Source organism: Pseudomonas gingeri (assembly GCF_013385425.1).
Classification (GTDB): Bacteria; Pseudomonadota; Gammaproteobacteria; order Pseudomonadales; family Pseudomonadaceae; genus Aquipseudomonas; species Aquipseudomonas gingeri_D.
This window is the reverse complement of the sequence record NZ_JACAQA010000005.1, coordinates 502,833-522,857: the sequence shown is the minus strand read 5'-3', so window position 1 is coordinate 522,857 and position 20,025 is coordinate 502,833. Positions and strand designations below refer to the sequence as shown.

The following is a 20,025-nucleotide window of genomic DNA, read 5'->3' as shown; positions in this document are numbered from 1 at the left end:
AGTCAGCGACCATAACGAACTCTCCTGTGAAGCCGTCAACCGGCGAGGCAATGCGCCAAATGCCTTGAGGCACGTCGAGATGCCAGGCATTCTAAATCGAACGATCTAAAACACAAGGCCAAGATTTTTTCAAACGTTTGTAATTTAAAGCCCTATACCTTCTCAACAGGGCAAAGTACCAGTGTATGCGACTTCCTCCTTTATTCCTGTACCGAGAGCGTCTTCGATGAAACTGAACCAACTGATTCAAAATCTGCTGGGCGCCCGCCAACCGGCGCAGGTTTCGCGTCCGGAACAGGAGTTGTTGTCGAGCCTGTTGGTGATGGCCTGGGTGGTGGAGGCGCGTGATCCCTATACCGGCGGACATCTGTGGCGAGTGGCGCAGTTTTGCGAGTTGCTGGCGAAAAAAGCCGGCTTCGCGGTGGAGGAAGTGGCGCGGATCGCCCTGGGCGGTTTTGTCCATGACCTGGGCAAGGTTGGTATTCCCGACGCTGTGCTGCGCAAGCCCGGCCCCTTGAGCGACGAGGAGTACGCCGTGATCAAGACCCACCCCGATATCGGCTTCAGGCTGCTGCATGCCCACCCCCTGGCCACGCTGGTGGAAGATGCCGTGCGCCTGCACCACGAAATGCCGGATGGCCGGGGTTATCCCCTGGGGCTCAAGGCCGGCGAGATTCCGCACCTGGCGAGCATCGTCGGTATCTGCGACGCCTTTGATGCCATGACCAGCACCCGCCCCTATCGTGCGGGCATGCCGCAGGCACAGGCATTGCAGATCATCGGCAAGAACCTGGGGAGCCAGTTCGATGCGCACTTCGGCGCCTTGTTTATCGAGTTGGGGGAGCCGGGTGTCTTGAGCCCGATCATCGGCCATACCGACCAGGGCATTCCCCTGCGGCACTGCGGCATGTGCGGACCGACGGTGGTACTCAAGCGCGCGCACCGCGCAGGCGACCATGTGTTCTGCGGCAATTGCGGCGCCGACTATCTGCTGCTGCAGAAGACACCAGACAGCGTGCTGGAGCTGGAGGCCACCGGCACCTCTGGCAGCGCGAAAGACCTCAGCCCCGAGGCCGATGTCGAATTGATCGAGCGCCTGGTGCAACACCAATTCGTCCCGGTGCTGCGCGAGCAAGCGAGCTCTCGCCCGCACTAACCGGGTTGAGCCTCAGGCGGCCGGGCCCTTGGCGGTCTGGCCGAAGAGGATTTTCTTGCCGTCTTCCGTCTCCGTGGCACGCCGCGAATACGGCTCCCCCCGGGCATAGGCGCGCAATGTCGCCGGACGTTGTTCGATAGCGTGGAGCCAGCGACTCAGATCCGGGAAATCCTCGATATTCTGTTGCTGACGCTGCCACGGCGCTACCCAGGGATAGCAGGCCATGTCGGCGATCGAATAATGCTCGCCAGCAATGAACTCACGCCCTTGCAACCGACGGTCGAGCACACCGTAGAGACGGTTGGTCTCATTGACATAACGGTTGATGGCGTAGGGTATTTTTTCCGGCGCATACAGCCCGAAATGGTGATTCTGCCCGGCCATCGGCCCCAGGCCGCCCATCTGCCAGAACAGCCACTCGGTCACGGTCTTGCGCCCACGCACATCGGCGGGCAGGAACTGCCCGGTCTTTTCCGCCAGGTACAGCAGGATCGCCCCCGACTCGAACACCGTGATCGGCTCGCCGTCATCGGCGGGCGCGGTGTCGATGATCGCCGGCATGCGGTTGTTCGGCGAAAACGCCAGGAACTCCGGCTTGAACTGGTCGCCGGCGCCGATATCCACGGGATGGATACGGTACTCAAGACCCGCCTCCTCCAGGAACATTGTGATCTTGTGGCCGTTTGGCGTAGCCCAGTAGTAGAGCTCAATCATGCGATTCCCCTCGTAGACGCACTATTTCAATAACCCAAAGACCGGTCGCACCAGCCCTTCCAGCAATTCCCGTTCCGGCCTTGAGCGGGCCAGCACCCGCAGTCCCATCAGCACCGCCAGGCACATACGCGCCAGATCCTCCGCCGGCTGTGACGCATTGATGCTGCCCTGGGCCTGGCCGGCACTGATACAGCGCCGGAAAAAGCTCTCCATCCCCTCCTGGACCTTGGCCAGTACCGCCTTGAACTCCGGATCGTGGGGCGCCACCTCAAGGGCCGCGTTGACGATGAAACAGCCCTTGTGCTCAGGATCGCTCAGGGACAGTTCGATGATCTCGTTGAAGAACGTCTGGATGGCTTCGCGGGGCGGCAGTTGCTGCTCCAGGCGCACGGAACGCTCGCAGAAGCCGCGCTTGATGTAGTGATCGAGGGCCAGGCCGAAGAGCGCGCGCTTGTCACCGAAGGCGTTGTACAGGCTGGCCCCGGTAATCCCCATGGCCAGCGCCAGATCCCGTACGGAGGTGGCCTCGTAGCCACGGGCCCAGAAGCAGCGGATCGCCGCCTCCATTGCCCTGGCCTCGTCAAATTCTCTTGGTCGCGCCATAACTCACACATGGATTCAAATTGAAGTAGCGCAGATATTCGTTGAAACAAACGACGATTGCCACGCGCCAGCGTTTCGTCCTATTTTATAACACTCGATCCAAAACATCTGCCAGGACCTTTCGACATGATCCGTTTCTTTTTCCACCCGACGCCCAATCCGGCCAAAGTCGCCCTGTTTCTTGAAGAAACGGCGCTGCCCTACGAGCTGGTTCCGGTCGATACCAGCAAGGGCGAGCAGCACAGCCCGGAGTTCCTGGCAATCAATCCCAACGGCAAGGTTCCGGCAATCCTCGATACCGAAGGCCCGAACGGCCGCGAAGTCCGGGTGTTCGACTCGAACGCGATCCTGCTGTACCTGAGTGAAAAGACCGGACTGCTCGGCGGTGAACCCGGCGATCGGGGCGAACTGCTGTCGTGGATGATGTTTATCGGCACGGGCCTGGGACCATTTTCCGGCCAGGCGGTGCACTTCCAGCACTCGGCCCCGGAAAGCATCCCTTACGCCATCAATCGTTATCGCCGTGAAGCCGAGCGGCACTACCGGGTACTTGACCGGCACCTGGCCGGGCGCAGCTATATCGTCGGTGACAGCTATACGATTGCCGACATCTCGGCCTGGGGCTGGATCGATCGGGCTGCCCGCGTGCTCAAAGGCGAAGAATCGCCATTGGCGGCCTACCCCCATCTGTCGGCCTGGTTCCAGCGCATCGACGCGCGGCCAGCCGTGGCCCGCGCCCGCCAAGTGGGCAAGAGCCACGCCTTCAAGCAAGTCAACGACGAGCAAACCCGACGGGCGCTGTTCCCTTCGAACTATCCCGACACCACGAGCTGACGGAGATGCCGGTATAATCGCGTCTTTTTCCTGGAAGGCACCCGGCTCGTGGCAAACAAAAGGTACAGCTGCATTGGTTTGTATAACCCCAAGTCACCGGAGAACGTCGGCTCGGTGATGCGTGCGGCTGGCTGCTACGGCGTGGCTTCGGTGTTCTACACCGGCAAACGCTACGAGCGGGCGCGGGACTTTGTCACCGACACCAAGAAAGTCCACCAGGACATTCCGCTGATCGGCATCGACGACCTGAAGAAAATCCTGCCCCTGGGCTGCGTGCCAGTGGCCGTCGAACTGGTAGAAGGTGCGCGCTCGTTGCCCGAATACACCCATCCGGATCGGGCGCTGTATATCTTCGGCCCGGAAGACGGCTCGCTGGACAAGGACATCCGCGACTGGTGCGAAGACGTGGTGTATATCCCGACCACCGGTTGCATGAACCTGGCGGCGACGGTCAATGTGGTGCTGTACGACCGCCTGGCCAAGGGTAACAACACCCGTTCCGGTCCGAAGTTCTAGGCTTTACTTCAGCAGCCCGCTCGCCAGCACCTTCGACGGCTCACCCATCACGCTTTCGCACAGCTGGATAAATTCCTCGGTGCTGACGGTATCCAGGCGCATCGCCGCCCGGCTGACATCATCGAGGGAACGCTTGCCATCGGTCTGCTGGCGAATCTCGCGATCCAGCTCCTGCAACAGCAACACCGCCCGTGCCACCGTCGCCCTGTCCACCTGTTCCCCCCGCAATGTGCCGACCTTGCGACTGAGCCGGGTCAAGCGCACCTGCAACGCCTGGTAACGTTCCTCGCTCATCCCACCGGCACGGCGCAACAACTCGATCGCGTAATACTGAGCCAGGCCTTCGCCGACCCAGTCACTGTGCTGGCTGTCATTGATCCGCCCGAACACATGAACCAGCTCGCGCACCAAGGCACTGTCCCCGGACTCGCTGATCAGCGGGGCGGTGCTGTGCAGGTAGATCGAATCGCGACCCGCCTGGCTGCCATGGGCCATCGACTCCCCGGCCCCGACCACCAGCAACTTTCCGGGATTGCGCGGAAACACTTCCTGCAGCTTGGGCCAGACGAAGGTCAGCAGCGTCAGCACATCCATGCGCCGCATGCCTTCGCCCCGAGGCGCCGCGACCGTGACATCGGTTTCACCCAGGCGGGTCCGCCGGCTGCCCAGGTCGCCGGCCAGTATCCAGCCGACCGGCCGGTCGAACAGGCGTGAAACGTTGTCGATACGAAAGCGCTGCTTGCCGATACGCGGCCAGGCGGTCTCGACGCTTTTCCAACCGCCGGGCAATTCGAATTCCAGGCGCGAGACCAGTTCGGTGCCGTCGTGCTGATCCAGATGGGCCGGCGGTACCAGGTCCTCGCCTCGCAACAGTGCCCAGGTCGGCGTCATCCGCGTCTCGAACGTGCCGTTGCTACGTGGATGGTTGAGACTGACCCGATAGCTCAGGCTGGCCTTGCCCGATGCCGGATGCCAGACACCACGGCGGCTGTCCGGCGTAGACCCGGAGCTCAGTTGCCACTGCCCGTCGGCCATGAAGTCACTGTAGTAATCCTGGTTGCCGAGATCGAAATCCAGGCTACGCACCGCCGAACCCTGCGCCAGGGTCAGGCGCACCTCAGCCTGGTCGCTCTGGGGCAACAGACGCACCCGATAGTCCAGGTCGACTTTTTTCCCGGCCCAACCCAGCCCGCTGAACACCATCAGCAGCAGGAACGCCGGCAGCCTGCAAGGTAACGACATGGAGTTCCTCGGGGTTGGCGGACATCAGCCGGCGCGGAAAATCAGATGATCTTCCCAGTCCTCTTCCGGCACGCTGCCTTCGGCAAGCATGCGCCCGGACTGGGAAATCCGCTCGTGGTGCACCACGTCGCGGTCACCGCAGACCAGATGGTGCCAGAGCGGCAGGTCCTTGCCTTCGCTGACCAGGCGATAACCACAGGTCGGCGGCAACCACTTGAACTGGTCGGCCTGGCCCGGGGTGAGCTGGATACAGTCCGGCACCGAGTCGCGACGCTTGGCGTAGTCGGTGCACTGGCAGGTTTTCAGGTCCAGGAGCTTGCAGGCAATGCGCGTGTAATAGACGCTGTTGTCGTCTTCGTCCTCGAGCTTTTGCAGACAGCACAGGCCGCAACCGTCGCACAGCGACTCCCATTCCTCCTGATCGAGGTGCTCGAGGGTCTTGCGTTTCCAGAAGGGTTCGACTTTCGCGGCCATGGTTCAGACATCTGCATCGGGGAGTGAAAAGGCCGCCAGTCTAGTGCGCCAAGCCTTTGCGGCCAAGCGTCGGCGACTATCGGTTGAACAAGGCTTGTCAGGCCGCCTGCGGCGCAGTAGCTTTCTCGCTAATTTTCCCCAGTCAGGACTGTGCCATGAGCATCAACCCACGCATCGCCGATCACCCGATCGATCCCCAGTTCACCCAGCGCTGGTCGCCGCGCGCCTTTACCGGCGAGAGCATCCCGGAACAAACCCTGCTGAGCTTTTTCGAAGCGGCCCGCTGGGCGCCTTCGGCCTATAACTCGCAACCCTGGCGCTTTCTCTACGCCCGCCGCGACACGCCGAACTGGGAACGTTTCCTTGGCCTGCTGAACGAATTCAACCGTGGTTGGGCGCAACACGCCTCGGCCCTGGTGATCGTGATTTCGAAAACCACCTTCACCGCTCCCGGCGCCAGCGAAGAAACCCCGGCGCTGTGGCACACCTTCGACACCGGCTCGGCCTGGGGCCATCTGGCGTTGCAAGCCAGCAACAGCGGCTGGCACAGCCACGGCATGGCCGGCTTCGATCAGGAACTGACCCGCCGCGAGCTGAAGATTCCAGAAGGTTATGCACTGCATGCGGCAGTGGCCATCGGCAAGCTGGGCGACAAGGCGAGCCTGCCGGATTACCTGCAGGCCCGCGAAACCCCAAGCCCACGCCAGCCGCTGAGCACGCTGGTGGCTGAAGGCGATTTCAGCCTGTAACCCTCGCAGTTCCGCTCCACCGCGGACTGTAGGAGCAGGGCTTGCCCGCGAAGCTTTTAGCGATCTTGAAGGCCCCTTCGCTGGCTGGCCATGCTCCTACAAGGTGCCTGGCCAGCCCTGCAAACCGGGACCATCAATACCCGCGCTCGAAATCCACTTCCCCGCGCAACGCTTCCCCGGCCTGATAGGCCCGCAGGTTTTCGACAAACAACTGCACCATCATCCCCGGCGAAGTCGGTGCCGAACTGTGCCCGGTCAACAACAACCCCCAGGCCGTCCAGAACGGATGACGCTGCGGTAACGGCTCCTGCCGGCAGACATCGATCACTGCCCCCGCCAGATGCCCTTCCTTCAAAGCCTCCACCAGGTCCGCATCGACCACCGCCACGCCGCGCCCGACGTTGATAAACAGGCCGGTAGGCTTGAAGCGCTTGAACAACGCCGCATCGTACAGATCATGGGTATTGGGCGTGTTCGGCAACAGGTTGATCACATAGTCCACCTTGCCAACCCACTCACCCAGGGCTTCGAGCGCCGCCACCTCGATAAACGGTGCCTGCTCCCGCGCGGTACTGGCAATACCATACAACTCGACCCCAAAGGGTTGCAGGAACTGCGCAACGCTCTGGCCGATATCTCCGGCGCCGACAATCAGCACCTTGCGCCCCGCCAGGCTCTGGCCCATGCGGTTGTCCCACTTGCGCTCGACCTGGCTGACCAGGCGGGCCAGGACCTCACGCTCATGCCCCAGCATATAGGTCAGCACATACTCGGCCATCACCTGGCCAAAAATCCCCACCGCACGAGTCAGTCGGTAGTTCCGTGGCAGGCCCTCGGCCAGCAGCGGGGTGACACCGGCCCAGGTCGATTGCAACCACCGGGGGCCGTGCCCCTGACGCAACAGGGTTGCCAACAGGTCCGGCTGCCCCAGCCAGACCGGGCAATCGGCCGCCATGCTCGACAGCGTGGCCGAATCGCTGCTGGTCATGACTTCAAGTTCCGGGGCCATCTGCTGCAGCAAGCTGGCATAGAGGGCGTGGTCGTGTTCGGCAATCAGAACGCGCATGGTTCAAACCTTTCAAAAACAGTGCAGGCAGCCGCCGACGGAGTTCGCTCCATCGTCATCGGCCACTGCCAGAAAATACAGTCCATTTGAGTCGAGCACTCCGGACAGAGCACTCAGAGATGTCCGTCAGATCGGATCATTGCGCCGCAACAGCTCTTCGGGCAAATGTTCGATGTATTCGTCTTCGGCCGGCGGCATCTGCAGGTGATAGCCCTGCTTCTCGAGGTTCTCCAGCACCTGGTGGATATCTTCGCGCGACAGCGTGCGCTCGGGTGTCAGGACCAGGTCGAAGGCATGATGCGGTTTACCGAAGGCCAGCAGCAGATTTTCCGGAACGCGCTCCAGAGCATCGCTCTTGAGCACGTAGAGGTACATCTCGTTCCGACGCGGGCTTCTGTAGATGGAGCAAATACGTTTCAAGGCTGTTCTCCGGCAGTGGCCAGGCTGTCGAGCAGCGCCTGGCCCATCAACTCGCGGCGCCAGCCACGCAGCGAATCGGGCAATTGGTAAGGTCCATGGGGAAAGCCGCTCTTGATCAGCGCTTCCAGGGTTTTCTTGCGCAGCATCAATTCCGGCGCAACGCCCAGGCGTTCGGCTTCGGCCTGACCGAGGGCACGCAGGCGCTTGACCAGCGCCGAGGCTTCGATCGGCAAGGGCTCGGGCACCGCCGGTGGCCATTGGTCGATTGGCGCGCTACCGGCCTGCTTGATCAGCTCCAGCAGGAACTCGCCATCCTGGCGCACGGTACGCGGGTGCATGTCCTCGATGCGGGCCAGGGCCACCAGGTTGTCCGGCTGGCTCTTGGCCAACGGCCACAAGGAGTGCTCGCGGATGATCCGGTTACGCGGCAGATCGCGGGCGCGGGCTTCGCGTTCGCGCCAGGCGCACAGCTCGCGCAGCACGACCAATTGCGCACGGGACAGCTTCCAGGCCAGCTTCGCCTCGCGATAGACCTCGTAGGGGTCGACCTCGCGACGCAGGTTGGCCACCAGTTCCGCGCCGTCTTCCAGGACCCAGGCGTACTTGTCGTCCGACAGCTTCGGGCGCAGGCGGGTGTAGACCTCGGCCAGGTGCACGGCGTCTTCGGCGGCGTAGCTGACCTGGGTTTCCGACAGCGGACGCTGCAACCAGTCCGAACGGGTCTCACCCTTGGGCAGCTCGATACCCAGGACTTCCTGCACCAGGCGCGAATAGCCCATGGAAAAACCGAGGTTCAGGTAGGCGGCGGCAAGCTGGGTGTCGAACAGCGGCACCGGCAGGCTGCCGGTCAGGCGCAACAGCACTTCGAGGTCTTCACTGCAGGCGTGCACGACCTTGACCACGGCCGGGTCTTCGAGCAACGCCGCCAGGGGCCGCCACTGATCGATGGTCAGGGGGTCGATCAGGTAGGCACGCTCGCCGTCACCGATCTGGATCAGTCCGGCAATCGGATAAAAGGTGTCGACCCGCATGAATTCGGTGTCGAGGGCAACAAAGGGTAACTGTTGCCATTGGGCGCAATGCCGACCGAGGCTATCGTTGTCGCGAATCCAGTGAATATCGATGGCCACACGGCTCTCCCTTGAAGAATGGCACGCAGTATATCTCGCCACCGGGGTTTGCGAGCACTCACTCTGCAAGTGCCGAGACGAAAGAGCTGACTGAACGAAAAGAATAGTCTTACTTAGCGATTTGAAGTGTTCACGCCAGGATCAACTGTTCTTGCGCAGCACATAGAGGCGACGCATGGCGTAACCCGGAAAGAAGTCGCGGTGACCAATGATGTCAAAGCCGGCTTCGCGGAATTCCCCTTCGACCAGCGCCTTGCCGAACAGCACGCGTTGCGAGTCCTGGCCATACGCCTGAGCCTGACGCCGCCGATGCCAGGCCATGACCTTGCCGTCCATCCATAACGAGAGGATCACGGTGTCGCGGCTGACCCGGTGGAACTCACGCAGGATCACCAGCCGGTGCTCTCTGTCGCCCAGATGCTGGAACAACGGCATACAGAAAATGCAGTCCACCGCATTCTCAGGCAAGCCGATGGCAAACACCGAGCTTTGAAAGGTCCTGACCCGTTGGAGCAGATCGACGGGATGATGGACCGCGCATTGATCCAGTATTTCCTGCGAAGGGTCGGCCGCGAGGATCACCCGGTTGCCGCGCTCGGCCAGCACCGGCCAGAAACGTCCGGTACCGCTGGGCAGATCGAGGACCAAGCCGGGCTCGCCGGCCAGCTTCAGCGCCTGGCGCACCCACTGTTTTTCCCGCGCCAACCCCAGGCGCCGGATCAGGCCGTGGGGAGACTTCTCCAGGCGAGCCCGGGCATGCTCGCGTGCATGCTGGCGGGCAAGTTCAAGCTCATCGGTTGAGGGTGGCTGCGCAGGCATGACTTGCAAACTCTCGGGGGTGGACCTGTGCCGGGCGGGTCGAACACACGGGATCGGTTTGAGGGGGTGCCGGGAGCCCAAAACACTCGCTCGACAACGCTTCGAACCTTAGTCAGGCACGCATCAATATTTCGTGAAAAATTCCCGCCCTTATTGTTCAACAGATTACCGGACCGTCATTCACGCCTGCTGCAAATACCAGCGCCAGTCCTGCTCACCGACCTCGCCCATGAACTGCCGGTATTCGGCGCGCTTGACCGCCAGGTAGACCCCGAGGAACTCACGGCCAAACGCTTCCCGTGCCCAGGCGGATTCTTCCAGGGCGCGCAGGGTGGTCAACCAGTCGGTGGGCAGGCGCTTGCCGGCCTGGGCGTAGCCGTTGCCTTCGACCGGCGCACCGGGGTCAAGGCGCTCGCGAATCCCGCGATGAATCCCCGCGAGAATCGCCGCCGCTGCCAGATAGGGGTTGGCATCGGCGCCGCAGATGCGGTGCTCGATATGCCGCGAAAAGGCCGGTCCGCCCGGTACTCGCAGGCTCACGGTGCGGTTGTCGACACCCCAGGTCGCCGCCAGCGGTGCATAGCTGTTGCTCTGGAAACGCCGGTAGGAGTTGGCATTCGGGCAAAACATCAGCAACGCATCGAGCAGGGTCGCAAGCATGCCGCCCACCGCCTGTTTGAGCAGCGGCGTGCCGTCGCCGGCTTCGCTGGCGAACAGATTGTTACCCGCCGCGTCCGCCAGGCTGACGTGCATGTGCATACCGGTACCGGCCAGATCGTCGAACGGCTTGGCCATAAAGCAGGCAATCATTCCGTGTTTGTGCGCCACGCCCTTGACCAGGCGCTTGTAACGCACCGCCTCGTCCATCGCCTGCAAGGCATCGGTGCGGTGTTCCAGGGTAATCTCGACTTGGCCCGGAGCGTACTCGGAGATCGCCGTACGCGCCGGAATACCCTGGAGTTTGCAGGCACTGTAGAGGTCGGCGAGGAACGGCTCGATCTGCTCCAGCTCCCGCAGACCGTAGACCTGGGTAGTGTTCGGACGTCCACCGTCAGCGTCGCGGGCCGGCTGCGGCCGACCCTGGCTGTCACGCTTCTGGTCGAGCAGATAGAACTCCAGCTCCGCCGCCATCACCGGGTGGTAGCCGTCGGCCTTGAGCCCATCGATTACCCTGGCCAGCAGATGCCGCGGATCGGCTACCGTCGCCGGCAGCCCCTCGCTGGGGTGCATGCTGACCTGCACCGCCGCGGTCGGGATCAACCGCCAGGGCATGCGCTGCAAGCTGCCACTCAAGGGATAGGCACGGCAATCGATATCCCCCACCTCCCAGACCAGGCCGGAGTTCTCCACATCATCGCCGTTGATGGTCAGACCGAGAATGGTGCTGGGCAGCGGGCGGCCACTGACATAGACCGCCAGCAGTTCGTCGCGGTGCAACAACTTGCCGCGGGGGACGCCGTTGTTGTCGAGGATGAACAGCTCGAACATCTCGATATCGGGGTTGAGCTCCAGAAAACTCAGGGCTTCTTCGGTACAGGCAAAGGCTGGGCAGGCAACACTCATGGGATTCTCGTCTTCCGCGTCGGGCAGGCGCGCACGCGCCCACCGGGTCGATCGCAACGGCCAGGGCAGGCCAATGGCGATCAATGAAAAAACTCAACGGGGAAAACCGACATCCGGCGGGCGCGCGTGACGGCAATGCCATAGCGCCCAGAAGGCCAACTCGGAAGGCAAGGCCACCAGGCTCGGAGAGGCACGCAACAGCGGACGCCGCCGCGAGCGGACACCAGGCGTCGAGGCGCCCGTCCCTGCTGCGTAGCCGATCCCGCCGAGCCAATCGTCCATATACCTGCCGCGATAAACCTGAGACCGCCAGCCTCACACGAGCACCCGGGTGATTAAATTCAGTTTTGAAGAAGCTTGCATGTGCAATGACTAAACATTGCGCCACTGCCCCGCCAGCCTCGCGAACGCCTGGCAGGCCGCACTGCGCCAGGCCCCCCGGCGACTGAGCAGGGCCACCGTGCGTTGTGGCAACCCCGGCGTCAGCTCCAGCGCCACCAGCCCCGGCTGTTCGAGGGCAATGGCCGCCGGCAGGATCGTCGCCAACTGACCGCGACGGACCAGTTCGACAATCGCACTGATAGAGTTGGCCTCGATGGCGATGCGCGGCACGATACCGTGCTGACGGCAATACAGGTCGATGTGCTGGCGCGTGGCGAAATCCTGGCTGAGCAGGACCAGCGACTGCCGCTCCAGCTCATCGGCAGTGAGGGTCTTGCCCGTCGCCTGCGGATGAGCCGCACCCACCATCAGGCTCAAGGTTTCGCTGAACAGCGCTTCACCCTGGATATCCGCCAGGTGCATCCCGGTAAAGGCAATGCCGATATCCAGCCGGTCCTCGGCCAACGCGGCCTCCAGGCGATCCTGGGTCATTTCCTCGACACTCAGGGTGATACCCGGGTAAAGACTGTGGAAGCGATGCAACAGCGGCGCAATGAGGTACGCCGTGAAGGTCGGCGTCATGGCCAGGCGCAGACTGCCGCGACTCAGATCCTGCACATCGTGCATCGCCCGCTTGCCCGCCTCCAGGTCCTGCAGGGCCAACCGGGCAAAACGCACATAGGCCTCGCCGGCATCGGTCAGACGGATGCTGCGTCCCGAGCGGTCGAACAGCGCCGCCCCGAGGCTGTCCTCGAGTTGCCGGATCTGCTGGGACAAGGTCGGCTGGGAGACATGCAGGGCCTCGGCGGCCCGGGTGAAATTGCGATGTTCGGCGACGGCCAGCAGGTAACGGATATGACGCAGCAGCATCGGGCACTCAACTATAGGTAGGACTTATAGCTTTCATAATAAGCCGGTCTTGGACGCTATGCCTGAAAACTTCCATCCTTGCCCCATCAGCCACACGCAAGGAGACACATCATGCAAGCCATCATCGACGGATTCCTGAAGTTCCAGCGCGAAGCCTTTCCAACCCGCAGCGCCCTGTTCAAGCAACTGGCAACCACCCAGAGTCCCGCTACCCTGTTCGTCACCTGCTCGGACAGCCGGGTGGTACCGGAACTGCTGACCCAGCAGGAACCCGGCGATCTGTTCGTGATCCGCAATGCCGGCAATATCGTGCCGTCCTACGGCCCGGAGCCGGGCGGCGTCTCGGCCACGGTGGAGTACGCGGTGGCGGTACTGGGAGTGCGCGATATCGTGATCTGTGGCCACTCCGATTGCGGTGCGATGACGGCGATCTCCACCTGCAAATGCCTCGATCACCTGCCGGCGGTGGCCAACTGGCTACGTCATGCCGAGTCGGCCAAGGTCATCAACGCCGCCCGCAACCATGTCTCGGCCGAGGCGCGACTGGATGCCCTGGTGCGGGAAAACGTGATAGCCCAGCTGGCCAATCTGAAGACTCACCCGTCGGTCGCCCTGGCGCTGGAACAAGGTCGGCTGAACCTGCATGGCTGGGTGTACGACATCGAGAGCGGCTCCATCGCGGCTCTCGACGGCAGTACCGGTCGTTTTGTCTCACTTGCCGAACAGCCGCAAGCCTGCGCGCTATCGACACAACCGCCACAAGTTGCCTGACCTGAATCCTACTGACGAAAGCGAGGAAATCACCATGTTGCAGTCCCAATTCGCACAAGCTCCACGCCTGGCCCTGGCCGACACCATCATCGACGCCAAGCAGCGCCTGAACCTGTCCTGGCAGGACCTGACCGACGGCACCGGCCTGAGCCTGGCCTTCGTCACCGCCGCCCTGCTCGGCCAGCACCCGCTGCCGGCCAGCGCCGCCAACGTGGTCTGTGAAAAACTCGGCCTGGACCAGGACGCCAGTCGCCTGCTGCAAAGCGTGCCGTTGCGCGGCAGCATTGGCAATGGCGTCCCGACCGACCCGACGATCTATCGTTTCTACGAAATGATCCAGGTCTACGGCAGCACCTTGAAGGCCCTGGTCCACGAACAGTTCGGCGACGGCATCATCAGTGCCATCAACTTCAAGCTGGATATCAAGAAGGTCGAGGACCCGGACGGCGGCTCGCGCGCGGTCATCACTCTGGATGGCAAGTACCTGCCAACCAAACCGTTCTGATAAAACGACAAGGCCAGGGCTGAATGCAGCCCTGGCCTTTTCACAGGCTCACACCCGCAATGGGTTTTATCGCCTGATCAGATCGCAACCTTGGCGTAGGACTCGCGATCCAGATCCACCACTTCCACCGAAAGCTGTACTTCAATACCTTCCGGCCAATCACCAAGATCCTTCAATCCCGCCAGCAGGCTCTCGGAAAGTTGTTTCTTGATCTGTGCCGAGCGCCCGCTCAACAGCGCCAGCTTCACATGCACGAAGCCGCGCTCGCCCAGCCCTGTCCCCACGCGAAACGCCCCCAGTTCCATGGCCCGGCTCTTGATATCGAACTCGGCGCCGAACTGCCCGGAGGCCACCAGCGCATGGTTGATACGCAGCAACGCCTTGTCGGCGTCGAATTCAGTCAGGTTGGGGGTGTATTCCAGGAAAACGTGAGGCATTTACAGGCTCCAAAACAGCGGAATAGGAAGGCACACAGATATAGCACGCGGCCTTCGGGAAAGATCGTGAAACGATAGCGCATTGGCGCGCCGGCTGCTCCTGGACCAAATACAGAAGGGTCAAGGTAAAAAAACGGCGTAAAGACTTTGAAAATCGTATCCGAACTACTACACTCGAAACCAACACACACCCTGGTCACTACCGAGGTGTTTGACGATTGGCTGCGGCGATTGAAAGACCCCATCGCCAAGGCACGCATCCTCTCCCGCCTGATCTCGGCGCAATTCGGCGCGCTGGGCGATACCAAGAGGGTCACCGACGGGGTCGGTGAAATGCGTATTCATACAGGTCCTGGCTATCGCGTTTATTTCGCTCGCCGGGGTGAAATTCTGATTCTGCTGTTGTGTGCGGGCGACAAGTCATCGCAAAAACGCGACATCAAACACGCCAGGCTGATCCTGAGCGAGATCGAACGAGGTGATCGAACATGACCACGCTGAAACCCTTTGAGGCCAGTGATTACCTGAGCGACGAGGCAACCATTGCCGAACTGCTCAACGTGGCCCTGAAAGACAAGAATCCCGACGTATTTCTCGCGGCACTGGCGGCTGTTGCCAAGGCTCGTGGCATGACACGGGTTGCCCGCGACTCCGGCATGGGTCGCGAGAGTCTCTACAAGGCCCTCGCTCCCGGAGCCAAACCCCGCTACGACACCCTGCTCAAGCTGGTTGACGCCCTGGGCGTGGAACTGGTGGTGCAACCCACCTGAGCCAACCCGCCAGGGCGACCGGCCCCCTCAAGGCGCCAGGGGCTGGCGATCACTCATGAAATGCTCAAGCCGCGAACGCAGCCAACGCTCGGCCGGATCGGTATCGACAATCCCGAGCCAGACCATCGACAGGTCCAGGTTCGGCACCTTGAACGGTAGCGGTTCGTCAAACAGCAACCCTGACGCTGCCATGGCCTTGGCCGTGTAATCCGGAAGGCTGGCGACCAGATCGGTGCCCGCGAGCAGGGCCGGCAAAGCGCTGTATTGAGGCACCGAGAGCACCACATGACGCTTGCGGCCGATTTCCGCCAGCCACTCGTCCGCCAGACTGCTGATATTGGCGGTATGGGACACCAGGACATGCGGCCGCGCGCAGTACTCATCGAGGCTCAAGGGCGCCGTCGAGGCGTCGGCGCGCAGGATCATCGGCTGGATATGGCGCAACAGCTTGCGCTTGGCATTGGCCGGCAAACCGCGGGTCTGGCTGATGCCCACGGTAATGTCGCCGGAGGCCAACAGGTCGGGAATACGCCAGTAGTCGACGTGCTGGACCACGATCACCACATTCGGCGCTTCCTGGCGCAAGGCTCGCAGCAGCGTCGGCAACAAGCCGAACTCGACATCGTCCGACAGGCCGATGCGAAAGGTCATGGTGCTGCTGGCCGGGTCGAAGTCGTGGGTCAGGCTCAAGGCATTCGACAGCGAATCCAGCGCCGGTGACAGGTGCTGGATGATCTCCTCGGCCCGCGCGGTGGGCTCCATGCGATGGCCGACACGGATAAACAGCGGATCGTTGAACATCACCCGCAGGCGATTGAGCGCCGAACTGATGGTCGGCTGGCCGAGAAACAGCTTCTCCGCGACCCGCGTCACATTGCGTTCAAGCATCAGTGTTTCGAAGACCACCATCAGGTTGATGTCAGCCTTGCGCAATTCGTTGCGGTTCATCTGTGACCCCTGGTCCTCGATTGCGCCTCAGTGTAGGAACGCAACAAGGGACGTGTCTAGACGACGAAGGGACGGTTGCGCGGACAAATATTGAATCAACAGCACTATGACGCACACCCTATCGTTTCAAAAGTGCTTGGGTTTAGAGCAGACTAAAACGGTATAGGGCACGCAGCTTCTGCCCTAAAATTGCCCTAAATTAATCGTCGGAAACGAAAAAGCCCCTGAAAACTTCAAATTTTTCAGGGGCTTAGTCGTATTTAATAATGGCGGAGAGATAGGGATTCGAACCCTAGGTACCGGTGAAGGTACAACGGATTTCGAATCCGTCCCATTCGGCCACTCTGGCATCTCTCCAACGGCGCGCATCATAACAACACTTTTGCCGGAAGCGAAGCCCCAACTGCAAAAAAATTACGTGCTATCAGATGCTTGCGTCGATTACAGCGGTACGCCCAGACGCTTGGCGACTTCTTCGTAGGCTTCGATGACATCACCGAGGCCCTGGCGGAAGCGGTCCTTGTCCATCTTCTTGCGTGTTTCCTTGTCCCACAGGCGGCAGCCGTCCGGACTGAACTCGTCGCCCAGGACGATCTGGCCGTGGAATACGCCGAATTCCAGCTTGAAGTCCACCAGCAGCAGGCCGGCGTCGTCGAACAGCTGGCTCAGTACTTCGTTGACCTTGAGCGACAGCTCTTTCATCTTCGCCAATTGCTCGGCGGTGCCCCAACCGAACGCCACGACGTGGGATTCGTTGATGAACGGGTCGCCCTTGGCGTCGTCCTTGAGGAACAGTTCGAAGGTGTAAGGGTTGAGCTTCAAACCCTCTTCCACGCCCAGACGCTTGACCAGGCTGCCGGCCGCGTAGTTACGCACCACGCATTCCACCGGGATCATGTCGAGTTTCTTCACCAGGCATTCGTTGTCGCCCAGCAGTTTGTCGAACTGGGTCGGGATACCGGCCGCTTCGAGCTTCTGCATGATGAAGGCGTTGAACTTGTTGTTCACCATGCCCTTGCGGTCCAGCTGTTCGATACGCTTGCCGTCGAACGCCGAGGTGTCGTTGCGAAACAGCAGGATCAAACGGTCGGCGTCGTCGGTCTTGTAAACCGACTTGGCTTTGCCGCGGTAGAGTTCTTCACGTTTTTCCATGATGGGCTCCGCTTGTTAAGTTGTTGGGCCAGGCGATATGTCGCCAGTCGAGCCCTGAATCTTGATCGGCCAATTGCAGCCAGTCCGGGTCGCACCCAAGGGTGTCGACAAAACATTGCCGGGCCAGCCGCGGCAGGTTGTTCTTGCTGCTCAGATGGGCCAGTACCAGGTGTTGCAGGTCTTGCCAGCCCAACTCGGCCACCAGGCTCGCGGCCTGGTGGTTGTTCAAATGTCCCAGTTCACCACCGACCCGCTGCTTGAGAAAGGCCGGGTAATGCCCACGACCCAGCAGGTCGCGGCAATGGTTGGACTCGATCATCAAGGCATCGAGACCGCTGTAGCTGTCCATGACCCTGCCGCAATAGGAACCCAGGTCGGTCAGCAGGCCGAAACGCCGCCGACCGTCGCTGAACACATATTGCGTCGGCTCAAGGGCATCGTGGGCCACCGACACCACTTCGATGCTCAAGCCGCCAATCCGCAAGGTCTCGCCACCCGCCACGAAACCCGCGGGTTCGATGGGCTTGCGCAGGCCGCGCAAGGTGCCACGACTCAGGTACACCGGTAGATTGTAGCGCCGAGACAGCAAACCCACGCCATGCACGTGGTCGGCATGTTCGTGGGTCACCAGAATCGCGCTCAGTTGCGTCGGGCTCACCCCAAGGCGCGCCAGGCGTCGCTCGGTTTCCCGCAGCGAGAAACCACAATCGACCAGGATCAGCGTGTCTTCACTGGCGATCAGCGTGCCGTTCCCTTGGCTACCACTGCCGAGAACGGCAAACCGCACCGGATCAGCCCAGGTTGTCTTGAATCACGCCCAACACCCGACGGGCCACATCGGCCGGTGCCACGGTGTTGATGTCTTTCTCGACGGTGACCTGGACGTTGTCGCCGACCTTGCTCAGGCGAACCTGATAACGCACGGCACGGGTTTCGATCTCTTCCTTGCTCGGCTTGCTGCCGAACAGACGGGCGAAGAAACCAGGCTCGTCGTTCTTCTTCTCGGCTTTTTCCGCCAGGTTGATGTAATAGAGACCCAGGCTGCGGTTGATGTCTTCGACACGCCACTCGCCCTGCTCCAGAGCACGGCCGACACTCGACCAGGCACGGTCAAGGTCTTCACCAACGTTGAGCACCGGGTTGCCGCTACCGTCCTGGCTCAGGGCGACACGGCTCGGGGTATCGAAATCACGCGCGGCCAGCAAGGACACCGAACCGCCCTTCTCGGCGCTGCGGCTCATGCTCGAGAGCATTTCGTCGACCAGGGCCGAATCCAGGCCGAGGTTGACCGAATGCGGGGTGAAATCGACGTTGGCGGTGCTGCCAGCCGGGCGCTGGGCGCTGACCACGTAGACTTCACTGGTGTTGCGCTGCACGCCCGGCTCGATACGGACCCGCACACGGGTTTCGTTGTCACCCGCCGCGAGGCGCTTGCCCATGGCCGCCGAGAGCTCGCTGGAACGCTGCCAGGCCGTGGTGAATTCACCGGTCTGTGGGCGTTGCGCGTCGATCCGGAAACCGTTGTCCTGGAAGAACTGCAACGCCACTGGCCAGACTTCGGCCGGGGTGTGCTGGGCCATTACCCAACGCGTGTCGCCGCTTTTCTGCAGGCTGTAGTCGCTGGCGCTGGCCGCAACCTGCAAAGGCAGCGGACGCGGCACTTCGAACGGCCCCTTGGCGGTGTCGTCGGCGACGTTGCGTGGAATCGGCAGCAGCGGGTCAAGACGCTTGCTGGTGCTGACATCCGCTGGCAATTGCATCGTCGGCGTCTGTTTCGAGTCCAGGTAGTCGCTGCCGCGGTCGCGGAAATATCCTTCCGGGCCCCACAGCCAGGCGCAGCCACTGGTGCTGGAGATAATCAAGGCAAGTGCAGAAAGTCCGGCCAATCGCTTCATGCGGGGTATTTCCTCAATTAAACCAGGACGCCGGACTGGCGCATGGCCTGCCGCAGCGGTTCGTGACAGGCAGCACTGAGCCAGGTGAGCGGCAGACGGATACCGTCCGGCATCAAGCCCATCTCATGCAGCGCCCATTTCACGGGGATAGGGTTGGATTCGATGAACAGGGTCTTGTTCAGCGGCATCAGTTTTTCGTGAATCGCCCGGGCCTCATCGGCCTTGCCAGCCATGGCGGCGGCGCACATCGCGCTCATTTCACGGGGTGCAACGTTGGCGGTCACCGAGATGTTGCCCTTGCCGCCGAGCAGGATCAGCTCGACCGCGGTGGCGTCATCACCGGAATACACCAGGAAATCACTGCTCACGCCAGCCAGGATCGCCTTGGCTCGCGCCAGGTCACCGGTGGCTTCCTTGATGCCGATGATGTTCGGCACGCTCGACAGGCGAATCACGGTCTCGGCCTGCATGTCACACGCAGTACGGCCTGGAACGTTGTAGAGGATCTGCGGGATGTCGACAGCTTCGGCGATGGTGCGGAAATGCTGGTACAGGCCTTCCTGGGTCGGCTTGTTGTAATAAGGGGTCACCAGCAGGCACGCGTCGGCGCCGGCGGTTTTCGCATTGGTGGTCAGTTCGATCGCCTCACGCGTCGAGTTGGCGCCCGTACCGGCAATCACCGGGATACGACCTGCCACCTGGTCGACCACGCGACGAATCACTTCGATATGCTCGTTCACATCGAGAGTGGCCGACTCACCTGTGGTGCCGACCGCGACAATGGCGTTGGTGCCGTTTTGCAGGTGGAAGTCCACCAGTTTGCTCAGGCTGTCCCAGTCAAGACGACCCTGTGCATCCATGGGTGTGACCAGTGCCACCATACTGCCCGCAATCATGCAACCGCTCCTGCCGGAAAAAGAGAGCGGTAATGGTACTGGCGCCATCAGGCTTGTACAAGCGAAGTACTGTCTATGAGCATTCCCCTGAGCGCAGGTTTTCGCTACCCTTCA

General features: G+C 61.7%; 25 protein-coding genes and 1 tRNA gene. 8 read left to right on the top strand and 18 right to left on the bottom strand.

From position 1 onward, the window contains the following. Window positions 1-226 precede the first annotated feature (226 nt). Complete coding sequence (locus HX830_RS10210; RefSeq protein ID WP_177100005.1) at window positions 227-1,156, top strand: HD-GYP domain-containing protein; 930 nt, start codon at window positions 227-229, stop codon at window positions 1,154-1,156. Between the two features lie 12 nt (window positions 1,157-1,168). Here the strand turns inward: HX830_RS10210 and HX830_RS10205 are convergent, their stop codons facing one another. Both HX830_RS10205 and HX830_RS10200 read right to left on the bottom strand, forming a co-directional pair. After that, window positions 1,169-1,870, bottom strand: a complete 702-nt coding sequence (locus HX830_RS10205; protein WP_103498679.1) for a glutathione binding-like protein — start codon at window positions 1,868-1,870, stop codon at window positions 1,169-1,171. A gap of 21 nt (window positions 1,871-1,891) precedes the next feature. Next, window positions 1,892-2,473, bottom strand: a complete 582-nt coding sequence (locus HX830_RS10200) for a TetR/AcrR family transcriptional regulator (RefSeq protein WP_152738275.1) — start codon at window positions 2,471-2,473, stop codon at window positions 1,892-1,894. Window positions 2,474-2,599: 126 nt separating this feature from the next. On the opposite strand from HX830_RS10200, the gene HX830_RS10195 reads away from it, so the two are divergent. Further along, window positions 2,600-3,307 carry a glutathione S-transferase family protein gene (locus tag HX830_RS10195; RefSeq protein WP_177100003.1) on the top strand — a complete coding sequence of 236 codons (708 nt, stop codon included), beginning with the start codon at window positions 2,600-2,602 and terminating at the stop codon, window positions 3,305-3,307. A 48-nt stretch (window positions 3,308-3,355) separates the two neighbouring features. After that, the gene (locus HX830_RS10190; RefSeq protein WP_007926908.1) at window positions 3,356-3,823 is read left to right on the top strand and encodes an RNA methyltransferase; all 468 of its coding nucleotides are present in this window, start codon (window positions 3,356-3,358) and stop codon (window positions 3,821-3,823) included. Window positions 3,824-3,826: 3 nt separating this feature from the next. Here the strand turns inward: HX830_RS10190 and HX830_RS10185 are convergent, their stop codons facing one another. Continuing rightward, window positions 3,827-5,065: a hypothetical protein gene (locus tag HX830_RS10185; RefSeq protein WP_177100001.1), complete on the bottom strand. Its 1,239-nt coding sequence runs from the start codon at window positions 5,063-5,065 to the stop codon at window positions 3,827-3,829. A 24-nt stretch (window positions 5,066-5,089) separates the two neighbouring features. Next, complete coding sequence (locus HX830_RS10180) at window positions 5,090-5,539, bottom strand: YcgN family cysteine cluster protein (RefSeq protein WP_177099999.1); 450 nt, start codon at window positions 5,537-5,539, stop codon at window positions 5,090-5,092. A gap of 155 nt (window positions 5,540-5,694) precedes the next feature. Between HX830_RS10180 and HX830_RS10175 the strand changes: the two genes are divergently transcribed. After that, window positions 5,695-6,288, top strand: coding sequence for a nitroreductase family protein (locus tag HX830_RS10175; protein ID WP_103498674.1), 594 nt, complete (start codon window positions 5,695-5,697; stop codon window positions 6,286-6,288). Between the two features lie 133 nt (window positions 6,289-6,421). Here HX830_RS10175 and HX830_RS10170 read toward each other — a convergent pair whose 3' ends face one another. From HX830_RS10170 to cynR, 7 genes are all read right to left on the bottom strand, one after another. Continuing rightward, window positions 6,422-7,354 (bottom strand): D-2-hydroxyacid dehydrogenase, encoded by a 933-nt coding sequence (locus tag HX830_RS10170; RefSeq protein WP_177099997.1) that lies wholly within the window; start codon window positions 7,352-7,354, stop codon window positions 6,422-6,424. A gap of 126 nt (window positions 7,355-7,480) precedes the next feature. Next, on the bottom strand, window positions 7,481-7,774 hold the full coding sequence (locus tag HX830_RS10165; protein WP_103498672.1) for a YcgL domain-containing protein: 294 nt from the start codon (window positions 7,772-7,774) through the stop codon (window positions 7,481-7,483). Further along, window positions 7,771-8,904, bottom strand: coding sequence for a ribonuclease D (rnd, locus tag HX830_RS10160; protein ID WP_177099995.1), 1,134 nt, complete (start codon window positions 8,902-8,904; stop codon window positions 7,771-7,773). Before rnd ends, HX830_RS10165 begins: the two co-directional genes overlap by 4 nt. A 141-nt stretch (window positions 8,905-9,045) precedes the next feature. Further along, complete coding sequence (locus HX830_RS10155; protein WP_177099993.1) at window positions 9,046-9,723, bottom strand: class I SAM-dependent methyltransferase; 678 nt, start codon at window positions 9,721-9,723, stop codon at window positions 9,046-9,048. Between the two features lie 180 nt (window positions 9,724-9,903). Further along, the gene (locus tag HX830_RS10150; RefSeq protein ID WP_177099991.1) at window positions 9,904-11,286 is read right to left on the bottom strand and encodes a glutamine synthetase family protein; all 1,383 of its coding nucleotides are present in this window, start codon (window positions 11,284-11,286) and stop codon (window positions 9,904-9,906) included. A 93-nt stretch (window positions 11,287-11,379) separates the two neighbouring features. Next, window positions 11,380-11,568, bottom strand: coding sequence for a hypothetical protein (locus tag HX830_RS10145; RefSeq protein WP_177099635.1), 189 nt, complete (start codon window positions 11,566-11,568; stop codon window positions 11,380-11,382). A 90-nt stretch (window positions 11,569-11,658) separates the two neighbouring features. Continuing rightward, window positions 11,659-12,537, bottom strand: coding sequence for a transcriptional regulator CynR (cynR, locus tag HX830_RS10140; protein WP_152738251.1), 879 nt, complete (start codon window positions 12,535-12,537; stop codon window positions 11,659-11,661). Window positions 12,538-12,648: 111 nt separating this feature from the next. Between cynR and HX830_RS10135 the strand changes: the two genes are divergently transcribed. Next, on the top strand, window positions 12,649-13,308 hold the full coding sequence (locus tag HX830_RS10135; RefSeq protein ID WP_103498668.1) for a carbonic anhydrase: 660 nt from the start codon (window positions 12,649-12,651) through the stop codon (window positions 13,306-13,308). A 34-nt stretch (window positions 13,309-13,342) separates the two neighbouring features. After that, the gene (cynS, locus tag HX830_RS10130; protein ID WP_177099989.1) at window positions 13,343-13,813 is read left to right on the top strand and encodes a cyanase; all 471 of its coding nucleotides are present in this window, start codon (window positions 13,343-13,345) and stop codon (window positions 13,811-13,813) included. A gap of 77 nt (window positions 13,814-13,890) precedes the next feature. Here cynS and HX830_RS10125 read toward each other — a convergent pair whose 3' ends face one another. Continuing rightward, the gene (locus HX830_RS10125) at window positions 13,891-14,250 is read right to left on the bottom strand and encodes a 5-carboxymethyl-2-hydroxymuconate Delta-isomerase (protein ID WP_152738245.1); all 360 of its coding nucleotides are present in this window, start codon (window positions 14,248-14,250) and stop codon (window positions 13,891-13,893) included. A gap of 153 nt (window positions 14,251-14,403) precedes the next feature. Here HX830_RS10125 and HX830_RS10120 point away from each other — a divergent pair, with 153 nt between their 5' ends. Both HX830_RS10120 and HX830_RS10115 read left to right on the top strand, forming a co-directional pair. After that, window positions 14,404-14,742 carry a type II toxin-antitoxin system RelE/ParE family toxin gene (locus tag HX830_RS10120; RefSeq protein ID WP_371317488.1) on the top strand — a complete coding sequence of 113 codons (339 nt, stop codon included), beginning with the start codon at window positions 14,404-14,406 and terminating at the stop codon, window positions 14,740-14,742. Beyond that, window positions 14,739-15,020: an addiction module antidote protein gene (locus HX830_RS10115; protein ID WP_100938869.1), complete on the top strand. Its 282-nt coding sequence runs from the start codon at window positions 14,739-14,741 to the stop codon at window positions 15,018-15,020. Before HX830_RS10120 ends, HX830_RS10115 begins: the two co-directional genes overlap by 4 nt. Window positions 15,021-15,047: 27 nt before the next feature. Here HX830_RS10115 and HX830_RS10110 read toward each other — a convergent pair whose 3' ends face one another. The 6 genes from HX830_RS10110 to dapA form a co-directional block, all read right to left on the bottom strand. Continuing rightward, window positions 15,048-15,968 (bottom strand): LysR family transcriptional regulator, encoded by a 921-nt coding sequence (locus HX830_RS10110; RefSeq protein WP_152738242.1) that lies wholly within the window; start codon window positions 15,966-15,968, stop codon window positions 15,048-15,050. Between the two features lie 267 nt (window positions 15,969-16,235). Then, a tRNA-Ser gene (locus HX830_RS10105) sits at window positions 16,236-16,325 on the bottom strand. Between the two features lie 84 nt (window positions 16,326-16,409). Beyond that, window positions 16,410-17,120, bottom strand: a complete 711-nt coding sequence (gene purC / locus HX830_RS10100; RefSeq protein WP_103498664.1) for a phosphoribosylaminoimidazolesuccinocarboxamide synthase — start codon at window positions 17,118-17,120, stop codon at window positions 16,410-16,412. Continuing rightward, window positions 17,107-17,907 (bottom strand): MBL fold metallo-hydrolase, encoded by an 801-nt coding sequence (locus tag HX830_RS10095; protein WP_177099987.1) that lies wholly within the window; start codon window positions 17,905-17,907, stop codon window positions 17,107-17,109. Before HX830_RS10095 ends, purC begins: the two co-directional genes overlap by 14 nt. Before the next feature lie 4 nt (window positions 17,908-17,911). Continuing rightward, entirely contained in the window at window positions 17,912-19,015 is a 1,104-nt protein-coding gene (bamC, locus tag HX830_RS10090; protein WP_177099985.1) for an outer membrane protein assembly factor BamC, read from the bottom strand. 17 nt (window positions 19,016-19,032) lie between these two features. Beyond that, window positions 19,033-19,911: a 4-hydroxy-tetrahydrodipicolinate synthase gene (dapA, locus tag HX830_RS10085; RefSeq protein WP_103498661.1), complete on the bottom strand. Its 879-nt coding sequence runs from the start codon at window positions 19,909-19,911 to the stop codon at window positions 19,033-19,035. Between the last annotated feature and the right edge of the window lie 114 nt (window positions 19,912-20,025).